General features: G+C 35.0%; 14 protein-coding genes, 1 tRNA gene and 1 pseudogene. 11 read left to right on the forward strand and 5 right to left on the reverse strand.

Features of this window, described 5'->3' with window-relative positions; all coding sequences use genetic code 11:
* Nucleotides 1-924: 924 nt before the first annotated feature.
* The 7 genes and pseudogenes from OZD70_RS05520 (at nucleotide 925) to dapA (ending at nucleotide 7,789) form a co-directional block, all read left to right on the forward strand.
* Nucleotides 925-2,670 carry a type I secretion system permease/ATPase gene (locus tag OZD70_RS05520; RefSeq protein ID WP_275021408.1) on the forward strand — a complete coding sequence of 582 codons (1,746 nt, stop codon included), beginning with the start codon at nucleotides 925-927 and terminating at the stop codon, nucleotides 2,668-2,670.
* Nucleotides 2,671-2,977: 307 nt separating this feature from the next.
* Nucleotides 2,978-4,416, forward strand: a pseudogene (locus OZD70_RS05525) (hypothetical protein).
* A gap of 4 nt (nucleotides 4,417-4,420) precedes the next feature.
* On the forward strand, nucleotides 4,421-5,029 hold the full coding sequence (locus tag OZD70_RS05530) for a hypothetical protein (protein ID WP_182184030.1): 609 nt from the start codon (nucleotides 4,421-4,423) through the stop codon (nucleotides 5,027-5,029).
* Between the two features lie 4 nt (nucleotides 5,030-5,033).
* On the forward strand, nucleotides 5,034-5,849 hold the full coding sequence (locus OZD70_RS05535; RefSeq protein ID WP_275021412.1) for a hypothetical protein: 816 nt from the start codon (nucleotides 5,034-5,036) through the stop codon (nucleotides 5,847-5,849).
* Between the two features lie 383 nt (nucleotides 5,850-6,232).
* Nucleotides 6,233-6,306 (forward strand) — tRNA-Arg (locus tag OZD70_RS05540).
* Between the two features lie 67 nt (nucleotides 6,307-6,373).
* Nucleotides 6,374-6,847: a single-stranded DNA-binding protein gene (gene ssb, locus OZD70_RS05545; RefSeq protein WP_275021414.1), complete on the forward strand. Its 474-nt coding sequence runs from the start codon at nucleotides 6,374-6,376 to the stop codon at nucleotides 6,845-6,847.
* A gap of 9 nt (nucleotides 6,848-6,856) precedes the next feature.
* The gene (gene dapA / locus OZD70_RS05550; protein ID WP_275021416.1) at nucleotides 6,857-7,789 is read left to right on the forward strand and encodes a 4-hydroxy-tetrahydrodipicolinate synthase; all 933 of its coding nucleotides are present in this window, start codon (nucleotides 6,857-6,859) and stop codon (nucleotides 7,787-7,789) included.
* Between the two features lie 38 nt (nucleotides 7,790-7,827).
* On the opposite strand, the gene ligA is transcribed toward dapA, so the two are convergent.
* Together ligA and OZD70_RS05560 are read right to left on the reverse strand one after the other, a co-directional pair.
* Complete coding sequence (gene ligA / locus OZD70_RS05555; RefSeq protein ID WP_275021419.1) at nucleotides 7,828-9,816, reverse strand: NAD-dependent DNA ligase LigA; 1,989 nt, start codon at nucleotides 9,814-9,816, stop codon at nucleotides 7,828-7,830.
* Complete coding sequence (locus tag OZD70_RS05560; RefSeq protein WP_182184025.1) at nucleotides 9,809-9,967, reverse strand: hypothetical protein; 159 nt, start codon at nucleotides 9,965-9,967, stop codon at nucleotides 9,809-9,811. Before OZD70_RS05560 ends, ligA begins: the two co-directional genes overlap by 8 nt.
* Nucleotides 9,968-10,045: 78 nt before the next feature.
* Between OZD70_RS05560 and gltX the strand changes: the two genes are divergently transcribed.
* Together gltX and OZD70_RS05570 are read left to right on the forward strand one after the other, a co-directional pair.
* A complete protein-coding gene (gene gltX / locus OZD70_RS05565; protein ID WP_275021421.1) occupies nucleotides 10,046-11,368 on the forward strand; it encodes a glutamate--tRNA ligase in 1,323 nt (440 codons plus the stop codon).
* Between the two features lie 168 nt (nucleotides 11,369-11,536).
* Nucleotides 11,537-12,427 carry an Rpn family recombination-promoting nuclease/putative transposase gene (locus tag OZD70_RS05570; protein WP_275021423.1) on the forward strand — a complete coding sequence of 297 codons (891 nt, stop codon included), beginning with the start codon at nucleotides 11,537-11,539 and terminating at the stop codon, nucleotides 12,425-12,427.
* On the opposite strand, the gene OZD70_RS05575 is transcribed toward OZD70_RS05570, so the two are convergent.
* Genes OZD70_RS05575 through OZD70_RS05585 form a run of 3 tightly spaced genes read right to left on the reverse strand, consistent with a single transcriptional unit; the run spans nucleotide 12,420 to nucleotide 14,201 of the window.
* A complete protein-coding gene (locus tag OZD70_RS05575) occupies nucleotides 12,420-12,815 on the reverse strand; it encodes a cytochrome c-type biogenesis protein CcmH (protein WP_182184020.1) in 396 nt (131 codons plus the stop codon). The genes OZD70_RS05570 and OZD70_RS05575 overlap by 8 nt on opposite strands.
* Nucleotides 12,799-13,839, reverse strand: a complete 1,041-nt coding sequence (locus OZD70_RS05580) for a hypothetical protein (RefSeq protein WP_275021425.1) — start codon at nucleotides 13,837-13,839, stop codon at nucleotides 12,799-12,801. The genes OZD70_RS05575 and OZD70_RS05580 overlap by 17 nt, the downstream gene beginning before the upstream one ends.
* A gap of 2 nt (nucleotides 13,840-13,841) precedes the next feature.
* Nucleotides 13,842-14,201, reverse strand: coding sequence for a ferredoxin family 2Fe-2S iron-sulfur cluster binding protein (locus tag OZD70_RS05585; RefSeq protein WP_064125547.1), 360 nt, complete (start codon nucleotides 14,199-14,201; stop codon nucleotides 13,842-13,844).
* Between the two features lie 141 nt (nucleotides 14,202-14,342).
* Here OZD70_RS05585 and OZD70_RS05590 point away from each other — a divergent pair, with 141 nt between their 5' ends.
* Complete coding sequence (locus tag OZD70_RS05590; protein ID WP_275021427.1) at nucleotides 14,343-14,498, forward strand: hypothetical protein; 156 nt, start codon at nucleotides 14,343-14,345, stop codon at nucleotides 14,496-14,498.
* Between the two features lie 610 nt (nucleotides 14,499-15,108).
* Nucleotides 15,109-16,662 (forward strand): Mur ligase family protein, encoded by a 1,554-nt coding sequence (locus OZD70_RS05600; protein WP_275021429.1) that lies wholly within the window; start codon nucleotides 15,109-15,111, stop codon nucleotides 16,660-16,662.
* Nucleotides 16,663-16,667: the final 5 nt, after the last annotated feature.

The raw sequence follows: 16,667 nt of genomic DNA on the forward strand, positions 1-16,667 counted from the left end.
CATACCGCGATTCATTCGCGGTATCTCATCCGCTAACAAGAGATCCCGCTGCGGGATGACGGTTGTCGTTTAGCTATAAATATTTAAGAAATTTACCAAATGAAAAAAAAGGCAAGAGAAACCCCGTGTTAGCTAGTTGTCACTCTCCAATCCTGCAAATTGGCGTACTATACTGTCTTAAACGACTTATAAGCGTGTTTCAGCTTATATAGGTAAAAACCCAGAAATGTTGTGAAGACATAAGGTGCACATAGTGCAAAAAATTAAAAATAAGACGCCAACTACGTTGTTTTCTTGCTGTTTAATCTGCACAGATGAAGATAACTGAATACCTTCACTATCATGATAAGGGGGCTGGCGGGGTTTGTCAAGTAAGTTTTTTCGTTTCTGCATGCATCCTCTAAAAAGGACACATTTTAAACTTTTTTGTTGAAATAAAATAGAAACAAAAGTGCTGTTTCTTGTAGTATTTTACTCCTTAACATCCCTTAAGTTGTCGCCATTGTCGGTTCAGGATAGCTGCAAGACCATAGAGTAAAAGTGAGTTTACAACAAATGGTGTCATCCCGCTACGTGTTAGCGGGATCTCTTGTTAGCGCCATGGCGGTATGACGTAGGATTGCTGTCATTCCGCTGCTTGTTAGCGGATGAGATACCGCGGTGGTATGACGGTTTGCGGCTGCATGACGATGGTTTATACCTCGTCATCCCGCCGCTTGTTAGCGGGATCTCTTGTTAGCACCGCGGCGGTATGACGTAGCTCAGCTATAGGCAATGAAGGAAATATTAACTATACTTCTTTGTTTATATTTCCTATTCACATATATTAATATTTTACTTACTTAAAGCAGGCTAACTACCGTTATTAATATTTTTGTAATAAAAATTGTATATGGTGCATATAATCAAATTAAGAGGAAGATTGTGGAAATTACGCCATCAATAAAAAAAGAATTGAAGCAAAGTACTCTATATATTTGTCTAGAAAAATGCAAAAGTGCATTTTGGTTCATCTTTTGGTTTAGTGCGGGAATCAATTTATTAATGTTATTCCTACCACTTTATACCTCTCAAGTGCTTGATCGGGTGATATCAAGCGAAAGTGTGCCAACACTAACTATGCTGACAATTATCACTTTATCTGCATTTGCATGTTCTGCAATGCTTGAAACTTGTCGATATTTAGCCATGGCAAAAATAGGTGATTGGATCGATAAAACTGCAACACCAGATCTGATAGTAAGGTCAATCAGGCTAACGTCAGTGCAGAGCTCAACTTCAAGTGGTGAAGCAATACGAGATCTCGGGGTAATAAAAAATTTCATTACAGGAAATGGTATATTCTCACTGTTTGATACTCCATGGTCGTTAATTTACCTTGTTGTGATTTTCATGATACACACCTCCACGGGGTTTATAGCTATTGCTGGAATTATTATATTAGTCTCTATGGCAATATGGAATGAACTTGCCACTAAACGAATATTACAAGAAACCAACGAAGAAACTATACGGAATATCAATGCTATAGATGTTGCAACAAGAAATGCAGAAGTAGTTGAAGCTATGGGCATGTCAGAATTCATAGTCTCTGATTGGTGTAAACGAAATGATCAGAATCGAGCAATGCAAATTAAAGCACAAAATCGCTCTAATGTAATTACTGGAATCACTAAGTTTTTGCGCTCAACTCTGCAAATATCAGTAATTGGAACAGGTGCATTACTTGCAATTACAGCTCATAAAACTGCTGGTAGCATCATCGCTGCTTCAATTTTAATGGGTAGAGTATTAGCACCATTTGACGCTGCGGTTCATACTTGGAAGTTTTTAAATCAGGCTAGAATGTCATATGGAAGGCTACAAAGACTTATATTAACATCGCCAAAAAGAGAGCAAACGATGGCTCTACCAGAACCTGAAGGAAAATTGGAATTTGATAGAGTATTTTTTACTCCTTATGGAAGCAATAAGCCAACAGTAAAAGGAATATCATTTATTATAGAACCAGGGGACGTAGTAGGTGTGATTGGTGTAAGTGCTTCTGGTAAATCCACTATCGCAAAATTAACTGTTGGTGTATGGAAGCCAATATCTGGTGTAGTCAGACTAGATGGCGCTGATGTATATACTTGGAATCGAGAAAATTTTGGTAATTATGTTGGCTACTTACCTCAAGATATTGAGTTATTTAACACTAGTATCAAAGCTAATATTGCTCGCATGAGACCAGATCCAAATCCTGAAGAAATAATCAAAGCAGCAAAAATTGCAGGAATACATGAACTAATACTAAGCTTACCAAATGGATATGATACAACAATAGGAGGGCCTGGGGGAGTAACGCTCTCTGGCGGCCAAAAACAGCTTCTTGGACTTGCCAGAGCTTTTTATGGGCACACAAAACTTTTAGTACTTGATGAACCAAACGCTAACTTAGATAGCAATGGAGAGGCATGCTTAATTAATGCAATTGGCATTGCAAGAAAGCAAAATACTACTACTGTTATCATCACTCACAAGCTACCGTTATTGTCCGTAGTTGATAAGGTAATCCTCATGTCAGATGGTGTTATTTACGCTATGGGCCCAAAAGATGAGATTTTGAGCAAATTAGTTGCTCCATCATCAAGTACCACAGAAGATGAGCGTTCTTCAGCAAATGGTTAGTTCTAAATTCTGTATCTGAAATAACAACTGTTCCAGTATTACTAGAAATGTTTACCATTAGAAATGATATTACAAGAATAGTAAATATACTAATAACTCCTATTAATTAAAGTTAATCGGCAGATAGTGTATATTTCTAATTAATTTAATCTATTACCTAAATAGCTTAATATTAGTAGTAATTTTGTGAAAAAATTATAATATAAATAATGTTGCTGCGAAAACTTATAACAATATTTCCCTCTAACGTTTAATGAATTTCAATAAATTGCCTTTTTAATTCTAGATAAGTATACGTTTTGTTAATATGTTTAGCTCAAAATCCAAAAGTAAGTTTATGCTTTCTATTGGAGAAGAAGGCATAATGTTACTATATTTTAAAAATAACACTTTAAATAAAAGGTATTTTGTTAAGGGCAAAAACGATAAAGCAGTTTCCGATTTAATTTCATGTCTTTCGTCAGATAAAAAAGCACCTTTATACCTAGTACTTAATCATGCAGATCAAAATTACTTGCTACAGTTTATTACAAGGGCAAACAAGATTAGTGCCTATCTATCAGCAAAAACAAAGATGGAGCATTTTTCTCGTAATAATGACATAAGTTCAGTTTTTTTGGTTGAGAAGCCAAACAAATTCAATCAAAATTGGTGCTATCTTCTTGTTTCATCAAAAGCAAAGCATTTAGTAGAATATTGGTTGAATGTGTTTGTTGAGATAGGCTCCAACTTTAAGGGAATATTAATGTTTCCTATAGAAATAAGTAATATAACAAAAAAGATTCTACATAAAGATCCTAATAATTGGAAAATTATAGTTGCTGCAACTAAAACGGGAGGCTATAGACAAGTGGTTCTTAAAGAGAATAAAATGATATTTACGCGTTTAGTACCATTTACTAATGATAATTTACCAGGAATTATTGCTGGTGGAATATATCAGGAAGTGCAAGATACTATTCGATCCTTAACTAAGTTTGGGTTTGAAAAAAATAACCCTATCGACCTTTGCATCATAGTGTCAGAAGATATTAAAGCTAGTTTATCAGTCATAAATTTTTCAGAGAATAGTGTGAACATATTAACTCCATATGAGTTAGGCAAACTATTAGGAGCAGAACTAGCTATAAGTGAAAAAGATAACTTTTGCGATACCATAATTTTGTTTCATAGCTTTAAGAATAAATTAGCAGCTATTTTTAATACAAAGGAAACTAAAGAATTTTATCTATTCAATTATCTTTATTTAAATTCTCCTCAAATTTTTCTATACTTCGCTTTGGTTTTAGTTGTAATTAACGCCCTTTGTTTGCTAAATTTGTATTCAAACTTCAGTGTCGCTAATAATTTATCCGCAAAGCAGAGCACCTTAAATAACCAATTAACAAAACTTAGCCAAAGCTATAATGTAAAAAAATAGATGAAGTTTATGATTTTATTAATATCAATAATATTTTATCAAAAATAGAATACTCTCCTCTTACACAAGTTAAGTATGTAGAAAAGTTAAAAGTACCAGGTATAGAGCTTCGATCATTTGAATGAAATTATAATGAGGCAAAAGGTTATATTACCACAACTTTAAGGTTTAATTTTCAATCCGGTAAAAATATTTCCTATCAATACGAGAAACTACGAAAAAATTTAAACGATAATTTTCGTACCTATGACATTAATATTTCTAACTTACCTGCTGCTAAAGGGCAAAATCTATCTATTGATGTTGAAATAGGAGAGGCAATGTAGATTAATGACTATCTCTCAATTAAAAAGAAAAGCTACAATTCAGTTTATATCGTATTTGTTATTATCTGTTGGATTAATAGGGTTATTAACATATGTTGTTATCTATAACGAAAAGGTTTATAATAAAAACCAAATTGCGATTGATAAAATACGTTCTATTAATTTACAGATTACTGGAATTCAAAAAAAGGAAGTTGTTCTAAATAAAAACCTAGATTTATGGAAAAAAATTTCCTCTTCAAATTTACACAGTAGCAGATATATTGCAAATTTAAATTTCGAGCTTAGCAGGTTATATAAAAAGTACTATATATTAGAACCTGAAATATCAATTTCTATACCCGAAGAAGTTGAGCTCCACAACAAAAGTGAACGCACAAAAGTAATAAAAAGTGAAGTGGTCCTAAATTTAAGTTCAATCAGCGATAAGCATATTTTTTTATTTCTACAGTCTATTCCAAATCTGCCCGGTTATGTTATGATCAAATCTCTTATTTTAAACAAGCAGAGAAATATTGATGCTGCAACTATGAATCAAATTTTGAATGGTAATATGATAGAGATAGTGAGAGTTAATATAGTCTTTGATTGGTATACTATATTAAGTAGATAAGGTGATGAACATAAAGCTGTTTTTTATTTTTACGCTACTCATTTCCAATGTTAATGCATATTGCAGTTGTGAAGATATCATAGAAAGCATAGAAATTTGTAAGGAGTATTCTTGCCGACAATATATTGGAAATGAAGATTTTATTGAGCATAAAATATTAGGATTAAATAGTGGAAATTTATGCGTATATATAGAAAAACAAGGTGATGATGAAATGGTTTGTCATCATTCTCAGTATGGAATGATGATAGAAAAAAGATATTTTGAAAGTATTCTTAAAGTTGGCAATCAAGAAATCGATGATTTTATTGATATAGCAAATTTGCGTGCAAAAGAGTGTTTCTTTATTAACAATCAAAAACTAAGCTATACAGATCGGGACGATATAATAAGAGAAGCAGTGGAAAGTGACTTTGACGCTTTATCACAATATAGTAACGTAAAAAGCATTTTTTTTGATGAAGAGCCAGTTAATAGAATAGTCAATGAAATGGAAAAGTTCAATTTACGGTCTTCAAGAGCTGCAAAAGAGGAGGTGTCAGATAATTTCAACTGTAAGGTAGTGAGTTTAGAGTCAATTTTATATCTTTCTCCCGATACATGGAAAATATGGGTAAATGGAAAACTGTTTAGAAATACTAAGGACTTAAAGGTGCACTCAGTCACTGAAAATTGTGTGACTTTTGTATGGGCCGTAGATCAAAAAGCAATAAAAAAGCATGCGAATGATTCTCAAAATGTATATCTTGGACAGGGGAGTGTTATGTTTACGCTTTATCCAAAACAAAAATTTGACTTGGATAGCTTATCTATTAAATAATTTAGTACATAGCCAAAGTGACTTAGGTTTACCGACAATTTGAAAAACCGTCATTCCGCTGCTCGTTAGCTGATGAGATACCGTGCACAACTGTACGAACGTTGCAATGTGACACGATGTTGAATAATAAATGATGTCATTCCAGTGCTTGGCACTGGAATCTAGTTCTTATTGTACATTTACTTGGTGTAGAGTTAAGTTTCCTGGATCCAAGTAGTCAAGGCACTGGGATGACATCTTTGTATTTGAGGCAAAACCTGCTATAACATTTAACACACTGCTTTCACAAACGAATGTTCGTACAGTTGTGGAATGAATCGCAGTATGACGGTCCGCTACGTGTTAGCGGGATCTAGAGATACCGCGGGTGGGTAGCTATATATGCGCTTGTAGCTCAGTTGGATAGAGCGTTGCCCTCCGGAGGCAAAGGCCGTGGGTTCGAATCCCTCCAAGCGCACTTCTAATTAAATTTGACAATAGTATTTTCACATAAGATAATAAAGGGATTTATTTAGAGCATAATTATGTCTGGTGGTACCATAAACAAAGTCATACTAGTTGGTAATTTAGGAAAAGATCCTGAAATTAGGACTACACAAAATGGAAAAGAGATGGCAAGTTTTTCAATAGCCACGTCTGAAAGTTGGACTGACAAACTTTCCGGTATGCGCTCTGAAAAGACAGAATGGCATAATATTGTAATTTTTAGTGAAGGATTAGTAAAAATCGTCAAAAATTTTGCACGCAAAGGCAGTAAAGTTTATGTTGAAGGTTCTTTGAGAACTAGAAAATGGACTGACCAAAACGGTAGTGAAAGATACACAACAGAGGTGGTTCTATATAATTTTAATAGCGCTCTTACTCTCTTGGATTCGCGACCAACTTCCGATTACAAGCCAAGTGAATACAAGCAAAATGAAACAGAACAAAAAAATAAGCACGAAAGTTTTGACAACGATATAAAAGATGAACTAATCGACGATGAAATACCATTTTAACAATTTAAATTGAAATCTACATTTTTATGGACTGCTTGTGTTACTCCCTTTAATTACAATGGGGATAGCATAGATTATAGCAGTTTGCAGCGTTTACTTACAATGCAAGCTGAAGCTGAAAATGGTGTAGTGTTGCTAGGTAGCACAGGTGAAAGCCTATCGCTTACTGATTCTGAAAAGCGTACATTAGTTGAATTTGTATGTAAGCTAAAATTAAGTACGAAAATTATAATTGGTGTACCAGGGGTGAGTCTATATCAGACTCTTGAATGGCTTGATTTTTGCAGGGGTATGCCTATTCACGGCTATCTAATGACAACTCCAATTTATGCAAAGCCTGGAATCATGGGGCAGACTTTATGGTTTGAAAAGCTACTTGAAAAAGCACATGTGCCGGCTATGTTTTACAATATTCCATCGAGAGCAGGAGTGAGTCTTCACGCCGAAACTGTACGCAACTTATCCAGCCACGAAAAATTTTGGGCTATCAAAGATTCAAGTGGCACCGTTGATACTTTAGCTCAGTATAAGAAAATTGCTCCAAATATTGAGGTCTTTTGCGGAGATGATAATATGATATCCGATATGGCCCCTTATGGCGTAGCTGGTCTGGTTTCCGTTGCTTCCAATGTTTGGCCACATGCAGCACATGAATATGTTAAGCAATGCCTACTGTCATTCCAGCACGTAACTAGAAAAAAAACAACTCCTCAAATAACAGGAAATGACATAAAAAGTTCAACAGATATCTGGCAACAAGCTTGCAAAGCTCTATTTATTGCCAGCAACCCAATACCCACTAAAGCACTTTTGCATGATATTGGTCTTATAGGACATCAAACTGTCCGCCTACCACTCAGCACAGAAGACTTGCCATCTATTGAAAAATTGAGGCAAGCCAATAAAATGATTCTTGGATGGAAAGAATTGGCTACTCTCTAAATAGTCTTGCAACTTTGATTTAATATACAATCCAAGTGTCATTTGAACACTCCCAAACTTATCACTTTATGCCACTGGTTTTCATCTAAAATTTCTACACCTAATTCCACTGCCTTTTTATATTTGGATCCTGGTTTTTCTCCTGCAATTAGGTAGTCAGTTTTAGCAGAAAGATGTGAGCTGACCTTTGCTCCTAGAGTTTTGGCTCTTACTTTTGCCTCTCCTCTACTCATAGCAAGTAGCTTACCAGTAAACACTATAATTTTATTATTTAAAACAGAGTCACTAGAGTTGGAGCTCACAGGAAGAATTTGAAGACAAACAGTAAGATCATTTAACATTTTGATGTTATGTTCCTTAGAAAAAAATGATTCCAAAGATTCAGCCCCTTTTTTTCCTATGCCGTCTATACCGACTAGCTCAGTATTATCTGATGACAGTTCAATCATCGAATTATACCAATAATCATAAGAAACATAATAATCTGCAAGCAATTCTGCTGCAACTTGGCCAATAAATCTAATACCTAAAGAAAATATAAACCTATCTAGAGTTATTACCCTTCTGCTTTGTATAGAATTTAACAAATTAGCTATAGATTTCTCGCCCCAACCAGACTGTTCTTCCAGATTAAATTCATCCAATTTTTCTTCTAAAGTAAAAATATCATGGATTTGTTTTATCAGACCAAGGTCGTAAAAAAACTCTATCTGCTTGTCACCAAGGCCAACAATGTCAAATGCATCTTTCGATACAAAATGCTTTAGTTTTTCTATTATTTGAGCTTTACAGGCAAATTCCTCAGGACATCTTACTGCCGCCTCTCCCTCAACCTGACGTACTTTACTACCACATTCAGGGCATACTCCAAGAAACACAAATTCAGGTGTATTTGGAAGACGAGAATCTCTGCTTACTTCAATGATCTGGGGAATTACATCTCCTGCCCTCTTGATTGTTACAATATCTCCCTCTCTTATGTCTTTACGTTTTATCTCATCTTGGTTATGCAGACTTGCTCTACTAACTAGCACCCCACCAACATTGACTGGCACTAAATCTGCAACTGGAGTTAAAACCCCTGTTCTGCCCACTTGTATAAATATCTTATTTAACTTTGTTTTTGCATAAACCGCAGAAAACTTGTATGCAAGCGCTGAGCGCGGTGCTTTGTGAGTATTCCCTAGACGATTTTGTAGTACCAAATCATTTACTTTATAGACTATTCCATCAATATCATAATCCAAGTTATAGCGACAATTATAGACCTCGTTATAGAACTTCAGCATTCCATCCAAACTACTCGTTAAGGACTGATGCTCATTTACGCAAAAACCAAGTGCCTCAAGCTTATTTAGTATTTCACTTTGACTTTTCTCTGCTCCACCAATTAAAGAATAAGCAAAATATCTAAGAGGTCTACTTGCTGTAATGTTTGCATCCAATTGCTTTAGAGAACCAGCAGCTGCATTTCGAGGATTGGCAAATTCATCGTTTTCATTTAACTTTAAAAAGTCGCTGTTACTGATGTATATTTCACCTCTTACTTCTAGTCTTCCTTGCACACCTTGCAAAAACTTAGGAAAGCCTTTTATTGTTGCAACATTGTGAGTGACATCTTCCCCTAAAAAACCGTCACCTCGAGTTGCAGCTTTAACAAATCTCCCATCCTCATAAATTGCAGAAAACGACAACCCATCAATTTTTGGCTCACATAATATCTCTATTTTGTCCTCAATTAAAAACCTCTTTATTTTAGACAAAAATTTTTCTACACCCTGTTCATCATAAGCATTCTCAAGAGAAAGCATAGGTTCTTGATGTTCCACCTTAGAAAACCTCTCATCAGGTGGAGCACCAACACTATCTTGTGTTGCATAAATTTCTGGCTCTATTTCAGCTAACTTTTTCTTCAGTTCATCATATTCAGCATCACTTATTTCTGGCTTATTTTTTTGGTGATACAAAACATTATGATAATTTATTTGATCTTGCAGTTTTTCTCTCATCTTTTCTAAGTTAGTCATGATACCAATATAATGCTACATTAGCCTTTGTCGTCAAGCTGTGAATTTTCTTGAATTTATCATATGGTCTTAATCCATTAAATATCAAAGGTGCCACAATGCTATAGCCATACTTATTCTTCTCTTGCTCAATTGTATTAGCAGATCTCACTTGCTTTAGCCGTACATTTATATAAAATTAAAATAAATTAGAGTAAATAAGTTATTATTTTACAATATTGCTATTTAAATGCTAACAAGATTCGCTCCAAGCCCAACTGGCTACCTCCACGTAGGAAACGTACGAACTGCTCTGGTTTGTTGGATGTACACACGCAATCAAAACGGAAAATTTTTACTCCGTTTTGATAATACTGACCTTCAGCGTTCAGATATCAAATATATAAATAATATCATAGAAGACCTAAAATGGATTGGTATCGATTGGGATGCAAGTTTTAAGCAATCAGAGCGCTTTGAGCGCTATAACGAGGTGTTCTTGCAGTTAATAAAAGAAGGGTATATTTATGCATGCTATGAAACAAGAGAAGAGTTAGAAATTAAACGAAAGTTGCAATTAAAACAAGGACTTCCTCCTGTTTATGACAGAAGTGCATTGCTTCTAACTGAGCAAGAGAAAATCCATTATGGGCAAGAAGGACGAAAGCCGCATTTCAGGTTTAAATTGGATAGAAATGAAGTTGTTAAATGGAATGATGAAGTTAAAGGTGAAATAAATATTGCAACCAGTAGCGTCAGTGACCCTATAGTAAAAAGAGAAGATGGAATTTACACATACATGCTACCTTCTGTTATTGATGACGTTGACCTTAATGTAACCCATGTTGTACGTGGGGAAGATCATGTAACTAATACAGCAGTTCAGATCCAAATGATTAAAGCATTAAAAGCGAAAATTCCTATATTTGCTCACCTTTCTCTACTACATTTTGATGATAGCAAGATATCGAAACGGAAAGGCGGGTTGGATATCAAGTCCATAAGAGAAGATGAGACTGAACCAATGGCGCTAGTTAGTTATTTAGTGAAGCTCGGAACATCCAATCCAATTGAAGCTTGCACCTGTATGCAATCTTTGATTGACTCATTTGACATTAAAAAATTTAGCTCAGCATCTGTACAATTCAGCTTGAGTGAAGTATACAAGCTAAATAGCAAAGTGCTGCAACAAATGCCATTTGAAATGGTGCAAGACCGTTTAAATCAAATTGGAGTGGACTCCTCAGAGTTTTGGTATTTTATAAGGAACAATATAGAAAAGTTTTCTGAGGTGGCCAAGTGGTGGAAAATATGCAAATCTGATATAGAGCCTGTGATTCTTGATAAGGAGCTTATAAAAATTGCGTTCAATGCATTGCCTCAAGGCGATTGTAACGAAAACACATCATCAGAGTGGGTAAAAGCTATTCGACAGACAGTGGATATAAAGGCAAAGGACTTATTTATGCAGTTGCGTTCAGCTTTAACAGGAACAGAAACAGGCCCAGAACTTGCTAAATTATTAATTTTTATCGGCAAAGAAAATATCATTGCAAGGTTAAAAGAAAAGTGAAAATCAAAAAATTATATAGTAACCAGACTGCATTCTGTAAAAAATGCGATCTTTCATTTGAGCTTTTTTCAATTTAAAGTAAATACAGAAACTAGCTATCTTCAAAAATATGGTTGAATAATTGTTAATAATAGTGTATAATTATTAATATTTTTAAGCATTTTTGCCATGGCTCTTTCAAAATTTCTCGATCCTCGCAATGATTTGTGTTTCAAAAAAATCTTTGGAACGGAAAAAAATAAGAATATCCTTATTCACTTTTTGAACGATATTTTAGGATTTGCTGAGGCAAGTGCAATACAAGAAGTAGAATTCTTAAGTACTATCATGGATCCCGAAATTGCCTCTGATAAACAAAGTATTGTTGATGTTCTCTGCAAGGATTCTATTGGTAATAGGTTTGTGATTGAGATGCAACTGGCTCGTGATAAAGGTTTTGAGAAACGCGCTCAACTATATGCTGCTAAGGCTTACTCAAGACAATTAGATAAATCTGGCAACTACATTGATTTAAAGAAAGTCTTCTTTATTGCTATTTCCAATTGTAACTTGCTTCCTGAAGAAGTTGGTTATATCTCTACTCATAATATACGTGATATAAAAACCAACGGCCATTACTTAAAAGATTTTCAATTTATCTTTATTGAGTTACCTAAATTTACAAAAAGCAAAGTAGAACAGCTAGAAAGCATAGTAGATCGTTGGCTATTTTTCTTTAAATATGCTGAAGAAACGACAGATGAAGATCTAAAGAAAATTGCAGAAAAGGCACCAATAATAAAGCTAGCATATGATGAGCTAGATAAGTTTCGTTGGAACGAAAAAGATTTAGTAGCTTACGAAGAAAGAATAATGGATCTACGGAAAGAAGAAGCCATTCTTGAATACAGACTTGATCTTGCTAAAGAGAAAGGTATAGAAAAAGGTATAGAGAAAGGAAAAATTGAAGTCGCAAAAGCAATGCTGGCTAATAATGTTGATGTCAACACTATTGTCAAGTGTACTGGCCTTTCTATGAGTGAGATTGAAGAATTAAGTGTGAACGGTTACATTACATAAAAGGTTTAAATATACTGGACATACTGGTATACTTTCGCATTAAAAAACACCCAATAAGCAGAGTTGTAAGTGGAATAAACCACAAAATGTAAGTGCTAGGTGGAGTAGTTATAATTGAATTGCCGTAAGAATTTTTTAACTCTGAGATTATCTCTTCATCTGTGTATCCATCATTGATTTTTTTACGAATTGCTTTTCGCATATCATACGCGATCTGAGATCCAGATTCAGACAATGATTCGCCAGAACATATTGGACACCTTATTATTTCAAATAAACTTGTTGCTCGTTTTTCCATGCTTTTATCTCTGAGTTTATTATCCAGAGTAAAAGCGTTTACGCCTGAGTGAAATATCAATATGAAAAGTAAACTAACTACTGCTCTCATCCTTGGTTAATTGGGTTATTTTACTGAGTTGGTTCATAAAATCAGTGATGGATAACTTTCCAATAAAGCTTGACCCCACATCATCATCGTACTTTATTGAAAATTGAACGCTGTCATCAGTTGTTTTTTCTGATAAGAAAGACATTAATTTTTCAAACGCATCTGAAGTTTTTGAGTTACCAATCATAAACGAGATTAATTCTTTATAGTTTGATATAGCCACGTTGATTTTGTCTTTAAATGAAGACGTAACCAAATTATAATTTTGCACTCCACCATCTGCAGCAAGAGAAAAATTATTACTTTGAATTAAAAATTTCTCTATGTTGAAATTAACTCTGGAAGCTGAGATGTGGTTTACAAATTCGTAATCAAATTTAGTGTCGATACTAAGGTAACTTTCAGGACTTGCAGTATTTTTATACCGATAAGTATAAAAATCAAATCCTAGTTTAGTATTTCCACTTGGTTCTTTATCGAGGTGAAATTGAATGTAATTGCTTTTATCATTCACTTCAGTTATAACACTTTGCTGATTTTCTGAAACATCACATTTTAATCCATGATCTTCGTAACGAAGTGTATCTATATAGTCTATTACGGTACTATTTCTGTTGAATCGCAATGAAGATGGTAAATCATTTAGTCTAACAACAAAGTGGCTGCTATCGTTTGTGTGGCATTTTATATTCTTTTTCTCATCACCATGAACAACAATGTTGACTTCATTGCTTGGTATGTAGATATATACTGATTTATCAAACAATCTATTTTTTATCAATAAAGCATCGGATGAGATGGTTAATTGCTCATTGGAAAATTTTGGGTTTGTCACACGGAAAATTAGGTTAGAAGGAAGTCCACTGAAATCATGTGAAATATCGAACTTTTCGTCGTTAATGTATAGTATTGTTTCAGCTAAAAGATTTTTTACCTTACATGCAGAAAAATACCAAAAACCACTATACGCTACAGGAATAAACAAAAGTAAAGAGATGATAATATAGATAAAAATCTTACGCATAGCTAATTATTCCCCTGTTTATCCAATGATATATTTCTTGTACCCCTTGGTATGGTTACACACAAGCCGTCGATATCTTTTGTGATTTTTATTTGGCACCCAAGTCTTGATGTCTCTGTTAAGCCGAAGGCTAGATCTAACATATCGTTTTCCTCATCAGATATGGGATTATGCGTTTCTACAGCATCATAAAATTCTGGATCAACAATCACGTGGCATGTAGAACAAGCAAGAGAGCCTTCACATGCACCTTCAAGCAGATCTGGATCACTTCTGTGGGCTAAATTAAGCAGAGTTTCTCCCTCTGCAGCTTCATAGCTTTTCTTACTCCCATCAGGTAAAACAAAAGTAACAGATGGCATATTATTCCTATTAAAATCCTTACTAATTTCTCTATATCCTACAGGTAATAACTAATATTTGCAAACTCTTTGCAATTCCAGTGCATATTTCTTGTTATCCAAGTACTTCCTTTAGCATAGATCCCGCTAACAAGCAGCGGGATGACGATTGTTAGGGTCAGCGCCCCTATGATGTCATCCCAGTGCCCAAACACTGGGATCCAAGTTGCTCACAAGCAAACTAGCATAGAAAGTGGTTACAACATTTTTGATGAGATTATATGGAAAACTGGATTCCAGTGTCAAGCACTGGAATGACAAGTTCGCGGCGGCATCCTCGTCGTCCCGCCGCGGTATCTCTTAGCCGCTAACACGTAGCGGTATGATGATTCTTCAAATCGTCAAGGTGTCATCCAAGTAGCCTTCTCTTCCTGTCATCCCAGTGCTTGACACTGGGATCCAGAAGACGTAATTTCAACCAAGTGGCTGCATAATAAAGGCTGGATTCCAGTGCCAAGCACTGGAATGACACCTCTCTTGGGCTCTTTTAGCTATAAATATTTAAGAAATTTACCAAACGAAAAAAAGGCAAAAGAAATCCCGTGTTAGCTAATTGTCACTCCCTAATCCTGCAAATTGGCGTACTATACTGTCTTAAACGACTTATAAGCGCGTTTCAGCTTATGTAGGTAAAAACCCAGAAATGTTGTGAAGACATAAGGTGCACATAGTATAAAAAATTAAAAATAAGACACCAACTACGTTGTTTTCTTGCTGTTTAATCTGCACAGATGAAGATAACTGAATACCTTCATTTTCATGATAAGGGACCTGGCGAGGCTTGTCAAGTAAGGTTTTTCGTTTCTACTGAATGACAGTTGTGATCTATGCAAGAAGTCTGTTGTAGTTTGTACGATATCTTTATAAAATGGTTCGCATAAGTTATCTAGCAGTGCAACTAAACAAATACAAAAATCAAAACGTTGCGGTTTTTGGTCTTGGTAAAACTGGTTTATCCGCCATTAACGCTCTGATAAAGAGTGGTGCAAGAGTATATGCATGGGATGATCATGAAGAGCAAATAGCAAATGCAAAAATGATGTATAAAAAATGTAATTTTATTCATCCCAAGGAATACAATTGGCATGAGATCAGTGCATTGGTTTTAAGCCCTGGGGTGCCAACAGAGCTACATTGGATAGTAAAACTTGCAAGGAGATTTGATTGCAAAATAAAATCAGACATTGAGCTATTTCTTGAAGCTAAAGCTACGAACCAGAAGGTAATAGGCATCACAGGAACAAATGGTAAATCAACCACTACATCACTAATAGGGCACATATTAAAATCTGCAGGGAAAAAAGTAGCTATTGGTGGAAATTTAGGCGTTCCTGTTTTGGATCTAGAAAGAGATGCAGAAATTTATGTAATTGAATTTTCCTCTTTTCAATTGGAGTTGATGAATGAAATTAACGTAGACATTTCAGCACTGCTCAATATTACACCAGATCACATAGATAGGCATGGAAGTATGGAGAACTACATAGCAACTAAATTAAAACTGATAAACGGTAGTGAGGTTGCCGTAATAGGACGTGACAATGAGATTACTGCTGACATATTCAACAAATTTACTGGAAACAAAATTCCAATTTCAGTAACATATTCCCCGATGTCATTCCAGCGCGTGACGCTGGAATCCAGAAAAGAAAAACCATTGCCAACTACTCAGATGACAGAGGGTGGTGCAAGAGATCTAATATCATTGGCAGGTAACAATTTGCTTGATTATAGTGAACAGATTACTGGTATAGATCGAAATTATCTGGATCCCAGTGTCAGCTACTTGGATGACAAAAGGGGCACTGAGATCCAGAAGATCTCGTTAAAACTAGAGAATCATAGCTTATCAGTAAGCGACGTGAAAATAAACCTAATATCTAATGCAGAGAACATAGCAGCCGCATATGCCGTATGTAAGCTACTTGGAGTAGATAGCAACACTATTATCAATGGAATCAAGTCCTTTTCAGGACTGAGGCATAGGAATGAACTGCTTGGCAAAACAAGAAATGTGTTTTTCGTGAACGATAGCAAAGCAACTAATGCAAAGTCGAGCGAAAAGGCGATCTTATCTTATGAAAACATAAATTGGATCGTTGGTGGAAGAAGCAAAAAAGGTGGAATAGAATCATTAAGCAAGCATTTCACGAGAATTAGAAAAGCTTTTCTTATTGGGGAATCAACCGAAGCCTTTGCAAACACTATGGAGAATAAAGTAGATTTTGTAAAATGTTGCAATTTGAAAAACGCACTTAAACTAGCTTTTGAAGAGGCCTTAAATAGCAAAGAAGAAGTAACTATATTACTTTCTCCCGCGTGTGCTTCTTTTGATCAATGGAAAAATTTCGAGGAACGTGGTGAAGCATTTTGTAGAATGTTTGAAAATCTCAGGTACAATCACACATGCTGTTTAGTATAATGTTG

It is taken from the genome of Wolbachia endosymbiont of Drosophila tsacasi (genome assembly GCF_028982115.1).
GTDB lineage: Bacteria > Pseudomonadota > Alphaproteobacteria > Rickettsiales > Anaplasmataceae > Wolbachia > Wolbachia pipientis_B.